Source organism: Amycolatopsis sp. WAC 01375, from assembly GCF_003947325.1.
Lineage (GTDB): Bacteria > Actinomycetota > Actinomycetes > Mycobacteriales > Pseudonocardiaceae > Amycolatopsis.
The window spans coordinates 28,896-46,158 of sequence record NZ_QHHW01000035.1 but is presented as its reverse complement, the minus strand read 5'-3'; the positions used below and the strand labels follow the sequence as shown (position 1 = coordinate 46,158).

Here is a 17,263-nt window from a genome sequence, read left to right as displayed (position 1 = left end):
CGGGCGTGCTTCCCTTGCGAAAGGCTCACTGTTCGAGCCGATGCAGCGACGGTCGGGTTCCGGGCTTCGGCGGCTGCATGTTTCGACGTTCGTCATCCACGCACTTGGGGGTGCAAGTGAACGAGGCCGCCGAAAGTACCAAGCCCCGATATCAGATTCCTTCCGCACGACGGGGATCCGTTGTCGACGAAGAAGATTTCGCAGTACTCAGAACGGTTCTGCAGAACGACCTCGCGTTGACGGCGGGGCCCTGGCGAGACCGGTTCGAAGCCCAGTTCGCCGCGTACACCGGCTCTCGCCACGCGTTGTCGGTGACCAGCGGCACGGTCGCACTGGAGATCGCCATCCGGCTGCTCGACCTCCAGCCCGGCGACGAGGTGATCGCGACCACCCAGACGTTCCAGGCGTCGATCCAGCCACTGCTGGATTCGCCGGCGATCGTCCGGTTCTGTGACATCGATCCCGAAACACTCAACCTCGATCCCCGCAAGCTCGAGGCGCTGATCACCCCGCGGACCAGGGCGATCATCCTGGTGCACTACGGCGGGAATCCGGCCGACATGGCGAAGATCTGCGCGATCGCGGCCCGGCACGACGTACTGGTGCTCGAAGACTGCGCGCACGCGCTCGGATCGGCCTATCGCGGACGGCGGCCCGGTTCACTCGGCGACATCGGCACGTTCAGTTTCCATTCCTCCAAGAACATCACCACCCTCGGCGAAGGCGGAATGATCACCTTCGACCGCGACGACTGGGCCGTCCGGGTGGACCGGATCCGGTCGAACGAGGTCGACATGGTCGCCGGCCCGGTCAGCGGGATCCTCGGCTCCCCGCCGGAAACCCTGCCATGGATGAAATTCTCCGAAGCGGTGTACCGGGAATCGGTCGCCGGGATCCACGGCGCGGGAACGAACGCGACGCTTTCCGAGGTCGCCTGCGCCGTCGGCACCGTACAGCTGCGGAAACTGCCGTCACTGGTGCGAAGGCGGCGCGAGATCGCGGCCAAACTCGACGCGGTGCTCGGCGGATATCCGCAGATCCGGCTGCCTCTCGTCGATCCGGGCGACGAACATTCGTACCACCTCTACACATTCTTCGTCACCGAAGGCGATGACGTCCGCCACGCGCTCGTACGCGCGCTCGATCGCCGCGGCGTCGAGATCCAGTTGCGGTATTTCCCCTTGCACCTCACGCCGGAATGGCAGTCCCGGGGGCACGGCCCCGGAGAATGCCCGACGGCGGAACGGCTCTGGTTCTCCGAGCACATGAACCTCCCGTGTCACCCCAATCTGACCGACACCCAGGTCGCGCTCCTGTGCTCCGCGCTCCGAAGCAGCCTCAACGAGGTCTTCGGCAGACGAGCCGTGCTGAGCCACAGCTGACCTGATCCCGCCCGAAAGACCGGAGCGAGTTCCGTCATGCCCTACATCCATGTCCAGATCCTGGAAAACCGCCTCACCGAAGAGACCGAGCCGAAACTGATCGCCGCGATCACCGACGCGGTGGTCGAAACCTACGGCGAAGACATCCGTGAACACGTGTGGGTGGTACTGGACCCGGTACCCGCACACCGCTGGGGCCTCGGCGGAAAACCCGCCGCACCAAGGCCTTCCTGACCGGCGCCCTTCCGAACAGCTGGGAGTACTGGTGAAATTCGGCTTGAACTTCTTCCCCGTCTTCTCCCCCGACCGCAAAACGGCGGGTGACTACTACCGCGAAGTCATCGATCTGTCCGAACGGGCCGATCGAGCGGGACTCGAACACGTCCAGACCGTCGAGCACCACGGATCCCCCTACGGTGGATACAGCCCCGACCCGATCACGTTGCTCGCCGCGATCGCGGCGAGGACCGAACGGATCCGAATCACGACCGGCGCGGTGATCCCCGCGTTCCTCCACCCGCTCAAGCTGGCGGGCAAACTCGCCATGCTGGACAACCTTTCCGGCGGACGGCTGGACGCCGGATTCGGCCGCGGCTTCCTGCCGGACGAGTTCGACTGGTTCGGCGTCCCGATGGACGAAAGCCGGCGCCGCTTCGACGAAGGCGTCGACGCCTGCCGGCGTCTTCTGTCCGAAGTGGACGTCAAGATCGAGGGCGAGTTCCACAGCTTCGGCCCGGTGACGCTGTTGCCCCGGCCGGTGCAGCAGCCGTATCCGCCGTTCTTCGTCGCCTCCGCCTCGAATCCGGAGTCGTGCGCCGCGGCGGGCACCGCCGGTCACCACCTCCAGGTGGTCCCGTCGATCGTCAGCAAGGAGACGCTGACCGAGATGATCGAGGGCTACCGCACCGCGTGGGCGGCTTCGGGACGGCGCCCCGAGGACGGCCGGATCCAGATCAAGTACACCTGCTATCTCGCCGAGGACCGGGCGACCGCGCTGGCCTGGGGCGAGAAGTTCGAGAACAACTACATCGAGCAGATGAGCGGCGCGATCGCCTCGTGGGCGTCGACCACGTCGGGCGCGTACCAGGGCTACGAGAAGCTCATCGAGAAGGTCCGCGCGTACGACTTCGAGGATTCCTTGGCACAGAACAAGGTTCTCGCCGGAACGCCGGACGACGTCGCCGGGCAGATCAGCTGGATCGCGGAGAACTTCGGCAGCGACCTTTCGGTCAGCGTGCAGCTGAACCCGGGCTACCTCGACCACGAGCACGCCGTCCGTGCACTCGACCTGTTCACCTCCGGCGTGGTCCCCCGCTTCGATGCCTGAGCCGGACGCCGACGTCGTCGTGGTCGGGCTGGGCGCCTGGGGCTCGATGGCCCTGTGGCAGCTCGCGAGCCGGGGTGTCCGGGCGATCGGCGTCGAACGCCACGGCCGCGGCCACTCACTCGGCGCGTCGCACGGTGGCAGCCGGATGTTCCGGATCACCTGCCTGGAACATCCCGGGCTGGTGCCGTTGGCCCGCAGATCCGGCGAACTGTGGGACCTGCTCGGGCGCCAGGCCGGGAAACCGTTGCTGCACCGGTACGGCGGGCTCCTGATCGGCTCGCCGGATTCGGCGGTGGCCGGCGGAACACTCACCGCCGCGAACGAACACGGCATCGAGGTCGAACCGCTCGACCGCGCGCGGCTCGCCGAACGGTTCCCCCAGCACACCGCGCTGGCCGCGGACGACATCGGCGTCTGGGAGCCGTCCGCCGGGCTGCTGCGGCCGGAGGAGTCGATCCGGGCCGCGCTCGACGCGGCGGAAACCGCGGGGGCACAGGTCTTGACCGGGACCGAGGTCACCGGGATCTACTCGACCGACGACGGCGTCCTCGTGCACAGTCCGGGACGGACCTGGCTGGCGCGGCGCGTGGTGGTGGCGACCGGGTCGTGGCTGCCGTCCATGACGCCCTTGCCGGAGCTCCGGGTGGTGCGAATGCCGGTCACCTGGTTCGAACCCGACGGCGACGCCGACCGTTTCCGGCTGGCGGAGTTCCCGGTGTTCATGCGGGAACTCGACGGCGGCACGGTGCTGTGGGGCTGCGGAGCGGATCCGCCGTACGACGTCAAACTCGGCCTGGAGCAGTTCGGCGCCACCGCGGTCCCGTTCGATCCGCTGGACACCGACCGTTCGGTGACCCCGGCCGACTGGACGGCGCTGCGCGAAGTGCTCGCCGATCATCTGCCCGGTCTGCGTCCGGAACCCTCACGGGTGGCGGTGTGCATGCTGACGCTCACCCCGGACGGGCAGTTCGTGCTCGGCTCGCTGCCCGAAGCGCCGAACGTGATCGTCGCGGGCGGCGACAACGCGCACGGGTTCAAGCACGCCACCGGGATCGGCGAACTGCTCGCGGATCTGGCCACCGGCCACGAACCGCGGATCGACTTCTCGTTCATGGACGTCAAGCGATTCTGCTGACGCGAGCACCTTCTGGAGGGAAAGCCGTGGACCTCGACATCTGCGGACTCGGCGCCGTCTCGAGCATCGGCCGCGACCCCGAAACGATCCACGACGCACTGTGCGCCGGAAGAAGCGGCCTGGGGCCGCTGCGGGTCTACGACACGACGAAGTTCCGGGCGCGAACGGCCTACGAGATCGACGACCGGGCCACTCCCGGCAAGGACGAACCTGGCCGATCGACGAAATGGCTGGTCGACGCGATCTCGCAGGCACTCGAGGGCGCCGGGCTCACCGAGTTGCCGGAGAACTGCCCGGTGCTGGTCGGCACGACACACCGGGAGCAACGCTCGATGGAGCTGTGGTGGCGAGGCGAAGCGGAGGCGGATTTCGCCGACCTGCATTTCGGCACGGCGATCCGCGAACGGTTCGGCACGGTGGAAACGCATACCTTCGCGAACGCCTGCGCGGCGTCGCTGACCGTGCTCGGCCTGGCGGCCGACCTGATCGCGGACGGCGAATACGACACCGTCGTCGTAGCCGGGACCGACGGTCTGACCGAAGCCACCTTCGGCATCTTCGATCGGGTCCAGAGCGGCGTACCGGGCGAAGTGCGGCCCTTCGCGAAGGAACGGCACGGGATGATGATGGGTGAAGGCGCCTCGGCGGTGGTGCTCCGCAGACCGGGCCACGGTGGGCCGGTCGCGGCCCGGCTCCGGTCGGTCGCGCTCAACTGCGACGCCGACCATCCGACGGTGCCCGAGCCGGGCAGTGTCGCGAGGGTGGTGCGGCAGGCGCACGACCGCGCCGGGATCGGTCCGGACCAGATCGACCTGATCGTGTTGCACGGCACCGGAACCGTCCGCAACGACCTGGTCGAGACCGGGATGCTGCACGACGTGTTCGCCGGCGCGAAACCGGCGCTCACCGCGATCAAGGCGTCGACCGGGCATACGCTCGGCGGTTCCGGGCTGCTGAGCCTGATCGTCGCCGCGATCTCCCTGCGAAAACGGCTGGCGCCACCGATCCTCGGTCTGGCCGAGCCGATGGACGAGGCCGAGGGCCTGGACCTCGTCCGCGACGAGCCGCGGGACGGCGAGTTCCGGATCGCCCAGGTCGACGCCTTCGGGCTCAGCGGGATCAACGCCGTGGCGATCCTGGAGGCGGCGTCGTGACCGCCGTCGTCGTGACCGGGGCGGGGATCGCCGTCGACGGTCTGCGCGGGCCGGCCGACCTGCTGCAGCCGTACCGGCGCCACGAGGACGGCTTCGATCCGGAGACCGGGTTGCGTGGCAGGCAGTTCCGGCACCGCGACAGGGCTTCGCGGCTGGCTTCCCGCGCGGCCACGACCGCTCTCCGTGACTCGGGCCTGCTCGGTGAGGACGGCTCGTATCGCGGGGAATCGCTCCGGACGGCGACCGTGGTCAGCACGAACACCGGGAACCTGGACAGCATCTGCTCGTTCCTGGACACGATCGCCGAAGAGTCCGCGAGCCTGCTGCCGCCGACCGGGCTGCCGAACACCTCCAGCAACGTGTCCGCGGGCTGGGTCGCCATCGACCACGGACTGCGCGCGCCGAACCTGACGCTGTCGAACGGGCCGACCAGCGGCCTCGACGCCTTGCAGTGGGCACGGCGGCTGATCCGGCACGGCCGGGCGGACGCCGTCGTCGTCACCGGTGTCGAACCCGACAACCGTTATGTACGAAAGCTTCTCGACGACAACGGCGAGACGCACTGGCCCGACGCGGCGGCCGCGGTCGTGCTCGAATCCGCCGGGGCGGCCCGCCACCGCCGTGCCCGCGTCCGGCTCGTGCTCGGCGAGTACCGGCGAGCCGGAACCGCGCGGGCAGCGGCCTCGGCGGTCACTGGCGAAGCCGTCGCGACCCTGGCCGAACCGGGGATCCGGCCGGGTGAGGTGCTCGACCTTTCCGCTTGGGCCGGACGTCAGTCGGGGGCGCTCGGCGTCCTGCAGTGCGCCGCCGCGAGTGCGCGCATCGACGGCGGCGAAGGCAGCGCGCTCGCCGTGTCCTGCGGCTTACCGGGTGCGGCGGCGGCCGCGATGGCGTTCGCCGGACCGGGCGCAGAACAGCCGTGAACGACCGAAATCGGGGAACAGAGACGAAAGAAGGGGCCTTCATGACCGGGAACAAGCTGATCGAGCCGGAACTGGAAGACCTGCGGACACTGGTGGCCCGCGTGCTGGAGGTCGAGTCCGCGGAGGTGACCGACGAGGCGAACCTCGTCGAAGACCTCGGTGTCGATTCGCTGCTGCTGCTCGAAGTCGCGGCGCGGATCCTGCAGCGCTACGGCATCCGGGTGGGCGACGCGGCGATCAGCGAGGTGGAGACGCTCGACGAAATCCATCAGCTGGTCCTCGCCGGGCAGAAGGGCTGAGCGGGGATGGCACAGAACGGGGACTGGCCGGGGTGGCCGGACGAGGACGTCCGCCGGTACCGCGCCGTCGGCCACTGGCAGGGCGTGACCTTCGGTGAACAACTCTCCGGCTGGGCGGTCCGGTACGCCGACCGGGTCGCGTTGGTGGACGGCGACCGCCGGTGGACCTACGCCGCGCTCGACACCGCCGTACGGCGCCTGACGACCGGGCTCACCGGACTCGGGCTGAAACGCGGCGACAAGGTGATCGTGCAACTGCCGAACCGTGCCGAGTTCGTGCTGCTGTGGTTCGCGCTGACGCGGCTCGGGATCGTGCCGATCCACGCGATGCCCGCCCATCGCCGCAACGAGATCGCGCATCTGGCGGCGATGGCCGAGGCCGTCGCGTACGTCATCCCGGACCGGCACGCCCGGTTCGACTACCGCGAACTCGCCGCCCGCGTCCGTGCCGACGCCGGCATCCGGCACGTGATCGTCGCCGGGGACCCTGGCGGGCACGAGGGCTTCCTCGCGCTGTCGGATCTGCTCGACAACGAACCCGGACCCGACCCCGTCGACCCGCCGCGGGCGAGCGACCTCGCCCTTCTCCTGCTCTCCGGCGGCACCACGGGTATGCCGAAGCTGGTGCCGCGGACGCACGACGACTTCGCCTACAACTCCCGGCGGGCCGCGGACCTCTGCGAGCTGACCGAGGATTCGGTGTACCTCGCCGTGCTGCCCATCGCGTTCAACTACACGATGAGCTGCCCGGGGATGCTCGGTGTCCTCCAGGCGGGCGGGCGGGTCGTGCTCGCTCCCTCGCCTGGTGCGCGGACGTCGTTCGATCTGATCGCACGCGAGGGCGTCACGATCGCGGCCATCAACCCACCGCTGGTGCCGCACTGGCTCGCGGAGTTCGAACACGGTGACACGGATCTGTCGAGCCTTCGTATCCTCCAGGTCGGCAGCGCCCGGCTCGCCGACGACCTGGCGGCCGCGGTCACCAAGACCTTCGACTGCCGTCTGCAACAGGTGTTCGGCATGGCCGAGGGGTTGTTGTGCCTGACCAGGCTCGACGATCCGGACGAGCTCGTGCACACCACGCAGGGCAGGCCGATCTCCGCGGACGACGAGGTCCGCGTGGTCGGCCCGGACGATGCCGAGGTCGGTCCCGGCGAGACCGGCGAACTGCTCACCCGCGGGCCGTACACGCTGCGCGGCTACTTCCGCGCGGCCGAGCACAACGCGCGGGCCTTCACCGCGGACGGTTTCTACCGCACCGGCGACCTGGTCCAGCGGCTCCCGACCGGTCACCTCAACGTCGTCGGCCGGGCGAAGGACCAGATCAACCGCGGCGGGCAGAAAATCGACGCGACCGAGGTCGAAGGCCATCTGCTGGCCTGCCCGGGAGTATTGTCCGCGGCCTTGCTGCCCGAAGCGGACACCGTGCTCGGCGAGCGATCGGTGGCGTTCCTGGTCTGCTCGGGCGAACCGCCGTCCACGAGCACACTCCAGGCCTTCTTCCGTGACCGCGGTGTCGCCGCGTACAAGGTCCCGGACCGGGTCGCGGTCGTCGACGAACTGCCGTCGACCGCGGTCGGCAAAATCGACAAGAAGGCCCTCGCCCGCCGGTACCTCGGCTGATTTCGGTTGGAGGAAACGATGTTCTTCCCGTTCTCGGCCGAGTCGCCCGAGCAGCTGGCGGCCGAAGCCGCCACACTCGCGGACCGGGCCGATCCGCTGCCCGCCCTCGCCGCCGAACTCGCCGGACGGCGGCACGGCGCGTGGCGTGCCGTCGTCGTGGGAGAGGACCGGGACTCGGTGACCGGCCGCCTTCGCGCGGTCGCCGCCGGAGAACCCGCCAGTGGCGCCGCCGTCGGCGAGGCGGTCACGGCCGAGAACGCGGTCTGGGTGTTCTCGGGCCACGGTTCACAGTGGACCGGGATGGGCAAGGCACTGCTCGACGGCGAACCCGCCTTCGCCGAGGAGATCGATCACCTGGCGCAGCTGATCGCGGATGAAGCCGGTTTTTCCTTGCACGACGCGCTTTCCGGGTCAGCGGAAGGCATCGAACAGGTCCAGCCGTCGCTGTTCGCCATGCAGCTCGGACTGGCGGCGGCCTGGCGTGCCCACGGTGCCGAACCGGCCGCCGTGATCGGCCACTCCATGGGCGAGACGGCCGCGGCGGTGGTCGCGGGCGCACTGTCCACGGAGGACGGCGTGGCCGTGATCTGCCGCCGCTCCCGGCTGATGCGGCGCGTCTCGGGCACCGGCGCGATGGCGATGGTCGCCCTGCCATGGGACACGGTCGAAACCGAACTCGCCGACGTACCCGAAGTGACCGTCGCCGCGCACTCGGGCCCGACCTCGACCGTCGTCGCCGGCGGACGGGACCGGGTGCAAACCCTGGTGGACCGCTGGGCCGCGAGAGACCTGATGGCGAAACTCGTCCCGGTCGAGGTCGCGTCGCATTCACCGCAGGTCGAACCGATCCTGGCCGACCTGAGCACCGGACTGTCCGCCCTGCGCCCCAGACCCGCACGCGTTCCCGTCTACTCCACCGTCCTCCCCGACCCGAGATCCGCCGCCGCCTTCGACGCCGCCTACTGGACCGCGAACCTGCGCCGTCCCGTCCGTTTCAGCGCCGCCGTGCGGGCGGCCCTCGACGACGGGCACCTCGCCTTCGTCGAGATCTCACCCCACCCGCTGCTCGCCCACGCACTGCGGGAGAACGCGGGCGTCGGGAAGGTGGCGGTGCTGTCCAGCATCCGCCGGGGAGGTGACGCGCTGCTGCGTTTCCGGACGCAGGTCGGGGCTCTGCACTGCGCCGGCGCTCCGGTGCGGCTCTAGGGTTCACGCCGCACGCCGCAGATGGGTCTCGGCAGCCCAGTACGCCGCTCGAAGCTCTTTGGCGACCTCCTCGGGCTCCGACCGAAGACGGCTGGGCAGGGTCTGCAGTACGGCGATCCCCGCCGCGGCGTACCTGGCGTTTCTGTCCAAAGTCTTGGCGTAGTCCTCCTTCGCGAAGTGGAAGTCGTACGAGTCGATCTCCCAAACGAGCCGGACCTTCTTGAAGTAGCCATCGGGGGTCCCGAGGTAGCGGCCGCCGATGTCCCTCAATTCGTGGTTCCACAACGGCTCCGGGAGCCCTGTCCGCCGCCAGACCGCCATCGCGTCGACCTCGGCCACCGATCGCGCTCCTCGCAGGACGTCGCGCAGCACTTCGCGAGGCAACGCGCTGCCACGGTCGCTGCCCGCTTCGAGTTCCCTGGTGAGGGCCCGGGGATTCAGTCGACCTCGCTGAACGGCTTCGGTCAGCAAAGCGCGGACCGGATCGCGCGTGGTGAAGCGGCGGCATTGATCGAGAACCGCCCGGACAAGCGGGGCCACGAGCACACCCTTCGCGACGACCGGCCGGGGCATACGCGTGGTCCGCTCCACGATCACGTATTCCGCGCTGCTGACCTGGCAAGACGAAGGCACCAGAAGGTGGACCTGTCCGATGTCGCCTTTCGGCTCTCGCAAGCCCTGGAGGTGGCAGGCCTGGATACCGGTGACGATCGCTTCCGGCCCACCGTAGACAAGGGCGCCTTCGACCGCCTGCCGCCGAGTCGGCCGTCCAGAACCGAGTAGCACCACTCCGGGCAGCAACCGCTGCCACCGTCCGCCCGGCTGACAACGCCGGTAGCACGTCCTCTTCGAGACGCCGAACTCCACGAGTCTCGCGACGGTGATCACCCCGTCGCGGCTCAACTTGTAAAGGGCCTCGTGATCGCGAGCCCATTCGCCGGATCGCACCACAAGATCCTCGACGGCTCGGAGCAGTCACACCAGCACCGATGTCGCACCCTGTGGACAACTCGCCACATCAGCCCCACTGTGGATAACTCAGCCCTGCGCCCAATGTGGCATTGGGGACGCTGAGTGTCCCCAATGCCACATTGGGCGCACCGAAGTGGGAGCGGAGCGAGCGAGAGCGTCAGGGAAGCGGAGGCAGCGCCGGAGCGTCCAGCCAAGCGTCGAAGAAAGAAGCCAGCGACCGACCAGCGAAGCGTTCAGCAAGTGCCACAAAAGCTGCCGTGGTCACCAGACCGTGCCGGTTCTCCATCGCCCAGGCCTTCACCATCGGGAAGAACACCGCGTCGCCGACGGTGCAACGCAAGGCGTGCAACAGAAGTCCGCCGCGTTTGTACACCCGCTCGTCGAACATCCGCGCCACGCCGGGGTCGGAGAGACGCAGATCGGCGGGTTTCGCCTTCATGCGCGCGTGCCAGGTCTTCGCCCACTCGTGCGCGCTCTGCTCGCCGGCTTCCTCGGACCAGAGCCATTCCGCGTAGGTCGCGAAACCTTCGTTCAGCCAGATGTGCCGCCAGTCGGCGACGGTCAGGCTGTTGCCGAACCACTGGTGCGCCAGTTCGTGCACGACGAGCCGTTCGTGGGTGCGCCGTCCGTCGACGTGGTTGGCGCCGAAGATCGACATGCCCTGTGCCTCGATCGGGTCGTCGAGGTCGTCGTCGGTGACGACGATGACGTACTCGCCGAAGGGATACGGCCCGAACAGTCGTTGCAGCGAGTCCATGATCCGGCCCTGCCGCCCGAAATCGCGCGAGAAGGCCCGGCGCAGGCGCGGCGGCACGGCGGCCCGTTGCGGGACCGAGGTGACCACGGTGCCGCCGTCGAGGTTGATCCGGAACGCCTCGACGGAGGGTTGCGAGAACCAGCCGGGCTGGGGGCCGGAGACGAGTTCGACGTCGTCGTACCGTCCTATTTGGACGCTCATCAGGTACGTCGCCGTCGGCTCGGGCCGTTCGAAGACCCACTTCGTGGTGCTCGCGCGCTCGTGTCGCGCCACCAGGTTCCCGGTGACGGCCACGAGATACGGCGACGACGTCGTCAGCGCGACGCGATAGGTCGCCTTGTCGGAGGGATGGTCGTTGCACGGGAACCACGACGGCGCCCCGACCGGCTGGCTTGCGACGATCGACCCGTCGGTCAGTTCGTCCCAGCCGATGTCGCCCCACAGCCCGGGAAGCGGCCGCGGGTTGCCGACGTAATGAATCTCGGCCCGGAACTCGCTTCCGGCCGCTAACGACTTCGCGGGCTTCACGTGCAGCTTGTGCGCACGCCGCGTGTACTTGGCCGGTTTCCCGTTGACCAGCACGCGGTTGATCCGGAACTCGCCGAAGTCGAGTGTGAGCCGCGACAGCGCCTGCGTCGCCTCCGCGGTGATGGCCGCGGAGGCCGACAGCCGGTTGGGACCGATCTTGTAGTCCAGCTCCAGATCGTAGTGCCGGACACGGTAACCGCCGTTGCCGTGCCGGGGCAGATAGGAGTCACCGGAGGTGTCCGAGCCGGGCGATGGCTGCGCGGAGGCCTTCGAAATCACCCGCGAACGAACCCCGCTTCCCTACTTCGTCCAGGCCGAGATGGGATTGCCCAGCCAGCGCGAGTCGGCGGGAACCTCGTCGCCCCGGGTCACCAGAGAGCCCGGTCCGACGGTCGTCCGCGCGCCGATGCTCGCACCAGGCAGCACGATACCGTGTGGCCCGAGCGTCGCTCCCTCGTCCAGGGTCACCGGCGACATCGTCATGATCCGGTCGTGGAAAAGGTGCGTCTGCACGACACAACCGCGGTTGATCGTCGCGCCGTCGCCCAGGCTCACGAGGTCCGATTCGGGCAGCCAGTACGTCTCGAGCCACACACCGCGGCCGATCTTGACGCCCATGGTCCGCAGCCACGCCGGAAGCAGCGGCGTGCCGCCGAGGGAACCGATCAGCCACGGCACGGCGAGCGCCTCGACGAAGGTGTCGGCGAGCTCGTTGCGCCAGACGAACGAGCTCCACAAGGGATGGTCGACGGCGCGGAACCGGCCGACGAGCAGCCACTTCATCGCGGTGGCTGTCAGCGCGGCGACGGCACCGGCGGCGAGCAGCAGCGGCCCGCCGAGCAGCAGCGCGACCAGGAAGCCATACGACGACGCCAGCGCGAAGATCCCGGCGGCCACCAGCACGGTCAGCGCGACACCGCACATCACCGGCACGATGCGGCACAGTTCGACGAGCGCACGCGCCGCCTTCAGCCGCAGCGGCGGCGTGTACGTGCGGCTCGTGTCCGCCGCGCCGACCGACCGGCGGACCGGCAGCGGCGGCATCCCGAGGTACGAGGAGCCCTTCTTCGCCTTGAGCGGGGCCGACGACAGCACGCCGACCAGACCGCGTTTGGGCACCGAACGACCGGGCGCGGCCATCCCCGAGTTACCGAGGAACGCCTGCTTGCCGATCCGGGCGGGCGCGACGTGCAGCCAGCCGTGGCCGAGTTCGTAGGTGGCGACCATGGTGTCGTCCGCCAGGAACGCGCCACTGTCCACCTGGGTCATCTTCGGCAGCGCTAGGACGGTGGACGCCTCGACGTTGCGGCCGACCTTCGCCCCGAGCATCCGGAGCCACACCGGGGTGAACAGGCTGGCGTACAAGGGGAACAGCCCCTCACGCGCCATGCCCATCAGCCGTTCGGTCGCCCACACCTGCCACGCGACGCGGCCGTGCACGGGGTGGTAACCCTCGACCATGCCGATGCTCAGCGAGCGGACGGCGACGAGCACGAGCAAGGCGTAGCTCAGGAAGTACGCGATGGTCGCGAGCGGTGTGAACAGCAGCGCCTGGCCCAGTGCGGCGCCCAGCGAAGGGGCATCGGCGATCGCGTAACCCAGCACCGCGACAGCGGGCAGGGCGGCGACAGCGGGCAGGAGCCCCAACGCGACCGAGGTCGCGCCGTAGACCGAAGACCAGAACCGCGACCGCGGCGGGCGGCTCGGCGGCCACTTGAGCGAATCCTTGGCGGCACGCGCCGCGGGCGCACCGGCCCAGCGCTGTCCGGCGGGCACGTTGCCGCGCACGGTCGACCCGGCCGCGATCTCCGCGCCCTTGCCGATCCGCGCGCCGGGGAACAGCGTGCTGCGCGCGCCGATCCGCGCGTCGGCGCCGATCCGGATCTTGCCGATGTGCACGAGATCGCCGTCCACCCAGTGCCCGGTCAGGTCGACCTCGGGTTCGATGGCGGCACCGCGGCCGAGTTTCAGCATGCCGGTGACCGGCGGCGGCGAATGCAGGTCGACGTCCTTGGCGATCCGCGCGCCGAGTGCCTTGGCGTACGTCGTCATCCAGGAAGCGCCGGCGACACTGTCCGCACCGCTGAACTCGGCGAGCTTTTCGGCCGTCCACAGTCGCAAGTGGACACTCCCGCCGCGCGGGTAGCTGCCGGGGCGGACGCCGCGCAGCAGCAGCCGCGCGCCGGTCGCCGAGATCGCGATGCGGCCCGCGGGGCTGAACAGCGCGATCCACGCGACGGCGATCCACGCCCAGTTCAGCGTCGGCGCCCAAGCGAAACCGGCCAGTGACAGCACGTTCGACAGGGTTGCGGCGATCGTGGTCCAGCGCAGGCCGACCAGTCCCATCAGCGGGATCATCAGCAGCGACTGGATGATCCCGGCCTTGCGCGGGGTCGGCGCGATGTCACGGCGTTCGGTCTTCTCGCCGCTCAGCGCGTCCAGCAACGTGGCCAGCGCGCCGAGCTTCGGATTGGCGTAGATGTCGTTCACCGACACCTGCGGATGCCGGGTGCGGATCCGCGCGATCAGCTGCGCGGCCGTCAGGCTTCCACCGCCGTTGGTGAAGAAGTCGGCCTTCGGGTTGTCGACCGAGACACCGAGGATCTCGGCCCAGCCTTCGGCGAGCCAGCTCTCCGTCGGGGACAGCCCGGATTTGGCGGCGTCCACAGTGGACAGCGGCCAGGGCAGCGCGTTGCGGTCGACCTTGCCGGAGGTACGCGTCGGCAGGTCTTCGACCAGCGCCAGCAGCGGGACGAGGGCCGCGGGCAGCTGCTCGCGCAGCCGGGTCGCGGCCTCGTCGTGGTCGAACTTCGTCCCTCCGGCGGGCACGACGTACCCGACCAGAACCTGGTTGCCGGCCTTGGTACGGCGGACCGCGGCCGCGGCGCCCTGCACTCCGGGCAGCGCCTGGAGCGCGGCGTCGACCTCGCCGAGTTCGATCCGGCGGCCGCCGAGTTTGACCTGCTCGTCGAGCCGTCCGAGGAACAGCAGTCCCTCGGCTTCGGCGCGGACCATGTCACCGCTGCGGTACGCGCGGCGCCAGCCCAGCGAGGGCAGCGGCGCGAACTTCTCGGCGTCTTTCTCCGGGTCGAGGTAGCGGGCCAGGCCGACGCCGCCGATGACCAGCTCGCCGGTCTCCCCCATCGCGACGGGCTCGCCAGCCTCGTTGACGACGGCGAGCTGCCAGCCGGCGAGCGGCAGGCCGATGCGGACCGGGCCCTCGCCGGTCATCTGCGCGGCGCAGGCGACGACGGTGGCCTCTGTCGGGCCGTAGGTGTTCCAGACTTCGCGGCCTTCGACGGCGACGCGTTCGGCCAGTTCCGGCGGGCAGGCTTCGCCGCCGAAGATCAGCAGGCGGACGTCTTCGAGCGCGTCGGCGGGCCACAGCGCGGCCAGCGTCGGCACGGTCGAGACGACGGTGATGCCCTGCGCGACCAGCCACGGGCCGAGGTCGACACCGGTCCGCACGAGCGAACGCGGCGCCGGGACCAGGCACGCGCCGTGACGCCAGGCGAGCCACATCTCTTCGCACGACGCGTCGAACGCGACGGACAGACCGGCGAGCACGCGGTCGCCGGGGCCGATCGGCTCTTCGGCGAGGAAGAGCTGAGCCTCGGCGTCGACGAACGCCGCGGCGGACGCGTGCGAGACGGCGACACCCTTCGGCTTACCGGTCGAACCGGAGGTGAAGATGATCCAGGCGTCGTCGGTCGGCGCGGGGCCGCCTTCGACGCCACCGGGTGAGCCGACGACGGTGATCGCGCCGCCATCGCTGACGACGGCGGCGACGTCGGCCTCACCGAAGACCAGCTCGGCGCGCTCGTCCGGGTCGTCCGCGTCGACCGGCACATAGGCGGCGCCGACGGACAGGATGGCGAGGATCGCGACGTACAACTCCGCGGTGCCGGAGGAGATCCGGACGCCGACACGGTCACCGACGCCGACACCGTTGGCGGTCAGCTTGCGGCCGTAGTCGTCGATCTCCTCGACGAGCTTGCGGTAGGACAGCGTGGTCTCGCCGTCGTCGATCGCGCCCGCGTTGGGGTGGCGGGCGGCGGTCTCGGCGAGGATGTCGATCAGGGTGCGCTCGCCGGCACCGAGGCCGGACCAGAAGAGGGCACGGTCGGCGATCGGCGTGGCGGACGGGGCGACGGTGACATCGGCGACGCAGGCGATCGGCCGGGAATCGGCGGTCAGCGTCATCAGGCGGTCACCACGGGCAAGAAAGAACCATGGGCGCTCAAGCCCATCACACCTTTCGCGAAGTGCGTCATTCGGGCTCGCTCTCCGAATGAGGCGCCCGCTAGCAGACCATTGACTTTACCGCAGGTGGACGACATATCTCGGGAGGGTCTCGGCAGAGTGTCGAACCTCACCGGTGGACACGCCGAAACCCGAGGTCATCGGCGTGTCCACCCAGTGAAATATTCACCTACATCGTGAGAAATCAGCGGGTCTTCGGTTTACCGGCCGCTTTTCCGCCGACCTTGGGCCTTTGCTTCTTTTCCCGCACTCGAATATTCACCCGGACGGGGGTGCCTTCGAATCCGAAACGCTCACGGAACTTCCGTTCGATGAATCGCCGGTAGCCCGCCTCGAGGAAGCCGGTGGTGAACAGGACCAGCGTCGGCGGCCGGATGCCCGCCTGGGTCGCGAACAGCACCTTCGGCTGCTTGCCGCCGCGCACCGGCGGCGGGGTCGCGGCGATGAGCTCGGCCAGCCAGCCGTTCAGCTGACCGGTGGGAACCCGCTGGTCCCAGGACTTCAGCGCGGTCCGCAGCGCGGGCGCGAGCTTGCGCACGGACCGACCGGTGAGCGCGGAGATGTTGACCTTGTCCGCCCACGGCACCCGCACCAGGCCGCGGTCCAGTTCGCGGACCATGGCGTGGCGGCGGTCCTCGTCGACGAGGTCCCACTTGTTGAAGGCGAGCACGCAGGCGCGGCCTGCCTCGACGACCATGGTCAGCACCCGCAGGTCCTGCTCCGAAAGCGGTTCGGCGGCGTCCAGCAGCACGATCGCGACCTCGGCCGCGTCGATCGCGGTCTTGGTCCGCAGCGACGCGTAGTACTCGGCGCCGTTGGCCGAGTTGACCCGTTTGCGCAGGCCCGCCGTGTCGACGAACCGCCAGGTCTCGCCGTCCAGTTCGACCAGCGAGTCGACCGGGTCGACGGTGGTACCGGCGACCGAGTCCACGACGGACCGCTCCTCGCCGGAGAGCTTGTTCAGCAGGCTGGATTTGCCCACGTTCGGCTTGCCGACCAGCGCGACGCGGCGCGGGCCGGTGGTGGCGCGGTCGCCGTCACGCGGCATCGACGGCAGCGCCTTGACGACGGCGTCGAGCAGGTCGCCCGAGCTGCGGCCGTGCAGCGCGCTGACCGGGTACGGCTCGCCGAGGCCGAGCGACCACAGCGAAGCGGTGTCGGCGAGCAAGCGGTCGTCGTCCACCTTGTTGGCGGCGAGGAGCACCGGCTTCTTCGAACGGCGAAGCACCTTGGAGACGGCTTCATCGGTGGCCGTCGCGCCGACACTGGCGTCGATGACCAGGAGCACCGCGTCGGCGGTGGCCATCGCCATCTCGGCCTGCGCGGCGACGGAGGCCTGCAACCCGGTCGCGTCCGGCTCCCAGCCGCCCGTGTCGACGAGGGTGAACCGGCGGCCCGCCCAGAAAGCGTCGTAGGCGACGCGGTCCCTGGTCACGCCGGGGACGTCCTGCACGACCGCCTCCCGGCGGCCGAGGATGCGGTTCACCAGGGTCGACTTGCCCACGTTCGGCCTGCCGACGACGGCGAGGACCGGCTGCGCGAGCTGCGCCTCCTCCTCGGCCTCGCCCGCGGCGATCTGCGCGTCGAGCGCGGTGAATTCGGATTCGTCGGACCAGGAGCCGTCGGTCTCACCGACGCCGTCCAGGCCGGCCGATGTACTTCCCCCCGCGGAGGCGGAGTCAAATCCAGTCATC

13 protein-coding genes are annotated in these 17,263 nt (G+C 69.6%); 9 read left to right on the top strand and 4 right to left on the bottom strand.

Annotated features, from left to right (window positions below):
* Nucleotides 1-77 precede the first annotated feature (77 nt).
* The 9 genes from DL991_RS22375 to DL991_RS22335 are packed head-to-tail and all read left to right on the top strand — an operon-like array spanning nucleotide 78 to nucleotide 9,049.
* On the top strand, nucleotides 78-1,382 hold the full coding sequence (locus DL991_RS22375; RefSeq protein WP_125786302.1) for a DegT/DnrJ/EryC1/StrS aminotransferase family protein: 1,305 nt from the start codon (nucleotides 78-80) through the stop codon (nucleotides 1,380-1,382).
* 36 nt (nucleotides 1,383-1,418) lie between these two features.
* Complete coding sequence (locus tag DL991_RS22370) at nucleotides 1,419-1,616, top strand: 4-oxalocrotonate tautomerase family protein (RefSeq protein WP_125786301.1); 198 nt, start codon at nucleotides 1,419-1,421, stop codon at nucleotides 1,614-1,616.
* Between the two features lie 31 nt (nucleotides 1,617-1,647).
* On the top strand, nucleotides 1,648-2,709 hold the full coding sequence (locus DL991_RS22365; RefSeq protein ID WP_125786300.1) for an LLM class flavin-dependent oxidoreductase: 1,062 nt from the start codon (nucleotides 1,648-1,650) through the stop codon (nucleotides 2,707-2,709).
* The gene (solA, locus tag DL991_RS22360) at nucleotides 2,702-3,844 is read left to right on the top strand and encodes an N-methyl-L-tryptophan oxidase (RefSeq protein WP_125786299.1); all 1,143 of its coding nucleotides are present in this window, start codon (nucleotides 2,702-2,704) and stop codon (nucleotides 3,842-3,844) included. Before DL991_RS22365 ends, solA begins: the two co-directional genes overlap by 8 nt.
* A gap of 26 nt (nucleotides 3,845-3,870) precedes the next feature.
* On the top strand, nucleotides 3,871-4,998 hold the full coding sequence (locus DL991_RS22355) for a beta-ketoacyl synthase (RefSeq protein WP_125786298.1): 1,128 nt from the start codon (nucleotides 3,871-3,873) through the stop codon (nucleotides 4,996-4,998).
* A complete protein-coding gene (locus DL991_RS22350) occupies nucleotides 4,995-5,921 on the top strand; it encodes a beta-ketoacyl synthase N-terminal-like domain-containing protein (RefSeq protein ID WP_125786297.1) in 927 nt (308 codons plus the stop codon). The genes DL991_RS22355 and DL991_RS22350 overlap by 4 nt, the downstream gene beginning before the upstream one ends.
* A 41-nt stretch (nucleotides 5,922-5,962) precedes the next feature.
* Nucleotides 5,963-6,220, top strand: a complete 258-nt coding sequence (locus tag DL991_RS22345) for an acyl carrier protein (protein WP_125786296.1) — start codon at nucleotides 5,963-5,965, stop codon at nucleotides 6,218-6,220.
* 6 nt (nucleotides 6,221-6,226) lie between these two features.
* Complete coding sequence (locus DL991_RS22340) at nucleotides 6,227-7,843, top strand: (2,3-dihydroxybenzoyl)adenylate synthase (protein WP_125786295.1); 1,617 nt, start codon at nucleotides 6,227-6,229, stop codon at nucleotides 7,841-7,843.
* Between the two features lie 18 nt (nucleotides 7,844-7,861).
* Entirely contained in the window at nucleotides 7,862-9,049 is a 1,188-nt protein-coding gene (locus DL991_RS22335; protein WP_125786294.1) for an acyltransferase domain-containing protein, read from the top strand.
* A 3-nt stretch (nucleotides 9,050-9,052) separates the two neighbouring features.
* Here the strand turns inward: DL991_RS22335 and DL991_RS22330 are convergent, their stop codons facing one another.
* The 4 genes from DL991_RS22330 to der form a co-directional block, all read right to left on the bottom strand.
* Nucleotides 9,053-9,997, bottom strand: a complete 945-nt coding sequence (locus DL991_RS22330) for a hypothetical protein (protein ID WP_125786293.1) — start codon at nucleotides 9,995-9,997, stop codon at nucleotides 9,053-9,055.
* Nucleotides 9,998-10,178: 181 nt separating this feature from the next.
* Nucleotides 10,179-11,585 carry a M1 family metallopeptidase gene (locus tag DL991_RS22325; protein ID WP_125786292.1) on the bottom strand — a complete coding sequence of 469 codons (1,407 nt, stop codon included), beginning with the start codon at nucleotides 11,583-11,585 and terminating at the stop codon, nucleotides 10,179-10,181.
* Nucleotides 11,586-11,606: 21 nt separating this feature from the next.
* Nucleotides 11,607-15,509 carry a Pls/PosA family non-ribosomal peptide synthetase gene (locus DL991_RS22320; RefSeq protein WP_125786291.1) on the bottom strand — a complete coding sequence of 1,301 codons (3,903 nt, stop codon included), beginning with the start codon at nucleotides 15,507-15,509 and terminating at the stop codon, nucleotides 11,607-11,609.
* Nucleotides 15,510-15,753: 244 nt separating this feature from the next.
* Nucleotides 15,754-17,262, bottom strand: a complete 1,509-nt coding sequence (der, locus tag DL991_RS22315; protein WP_125786290.1) for a ribosome biogenesis GTPase Der — start codon at nucleotides 17,260-17,262, stop codon at nucleotides 15,754-15,756.
* Between the last annotated feature and the right edge of the window lies 1 nt (nucleotide 17,263).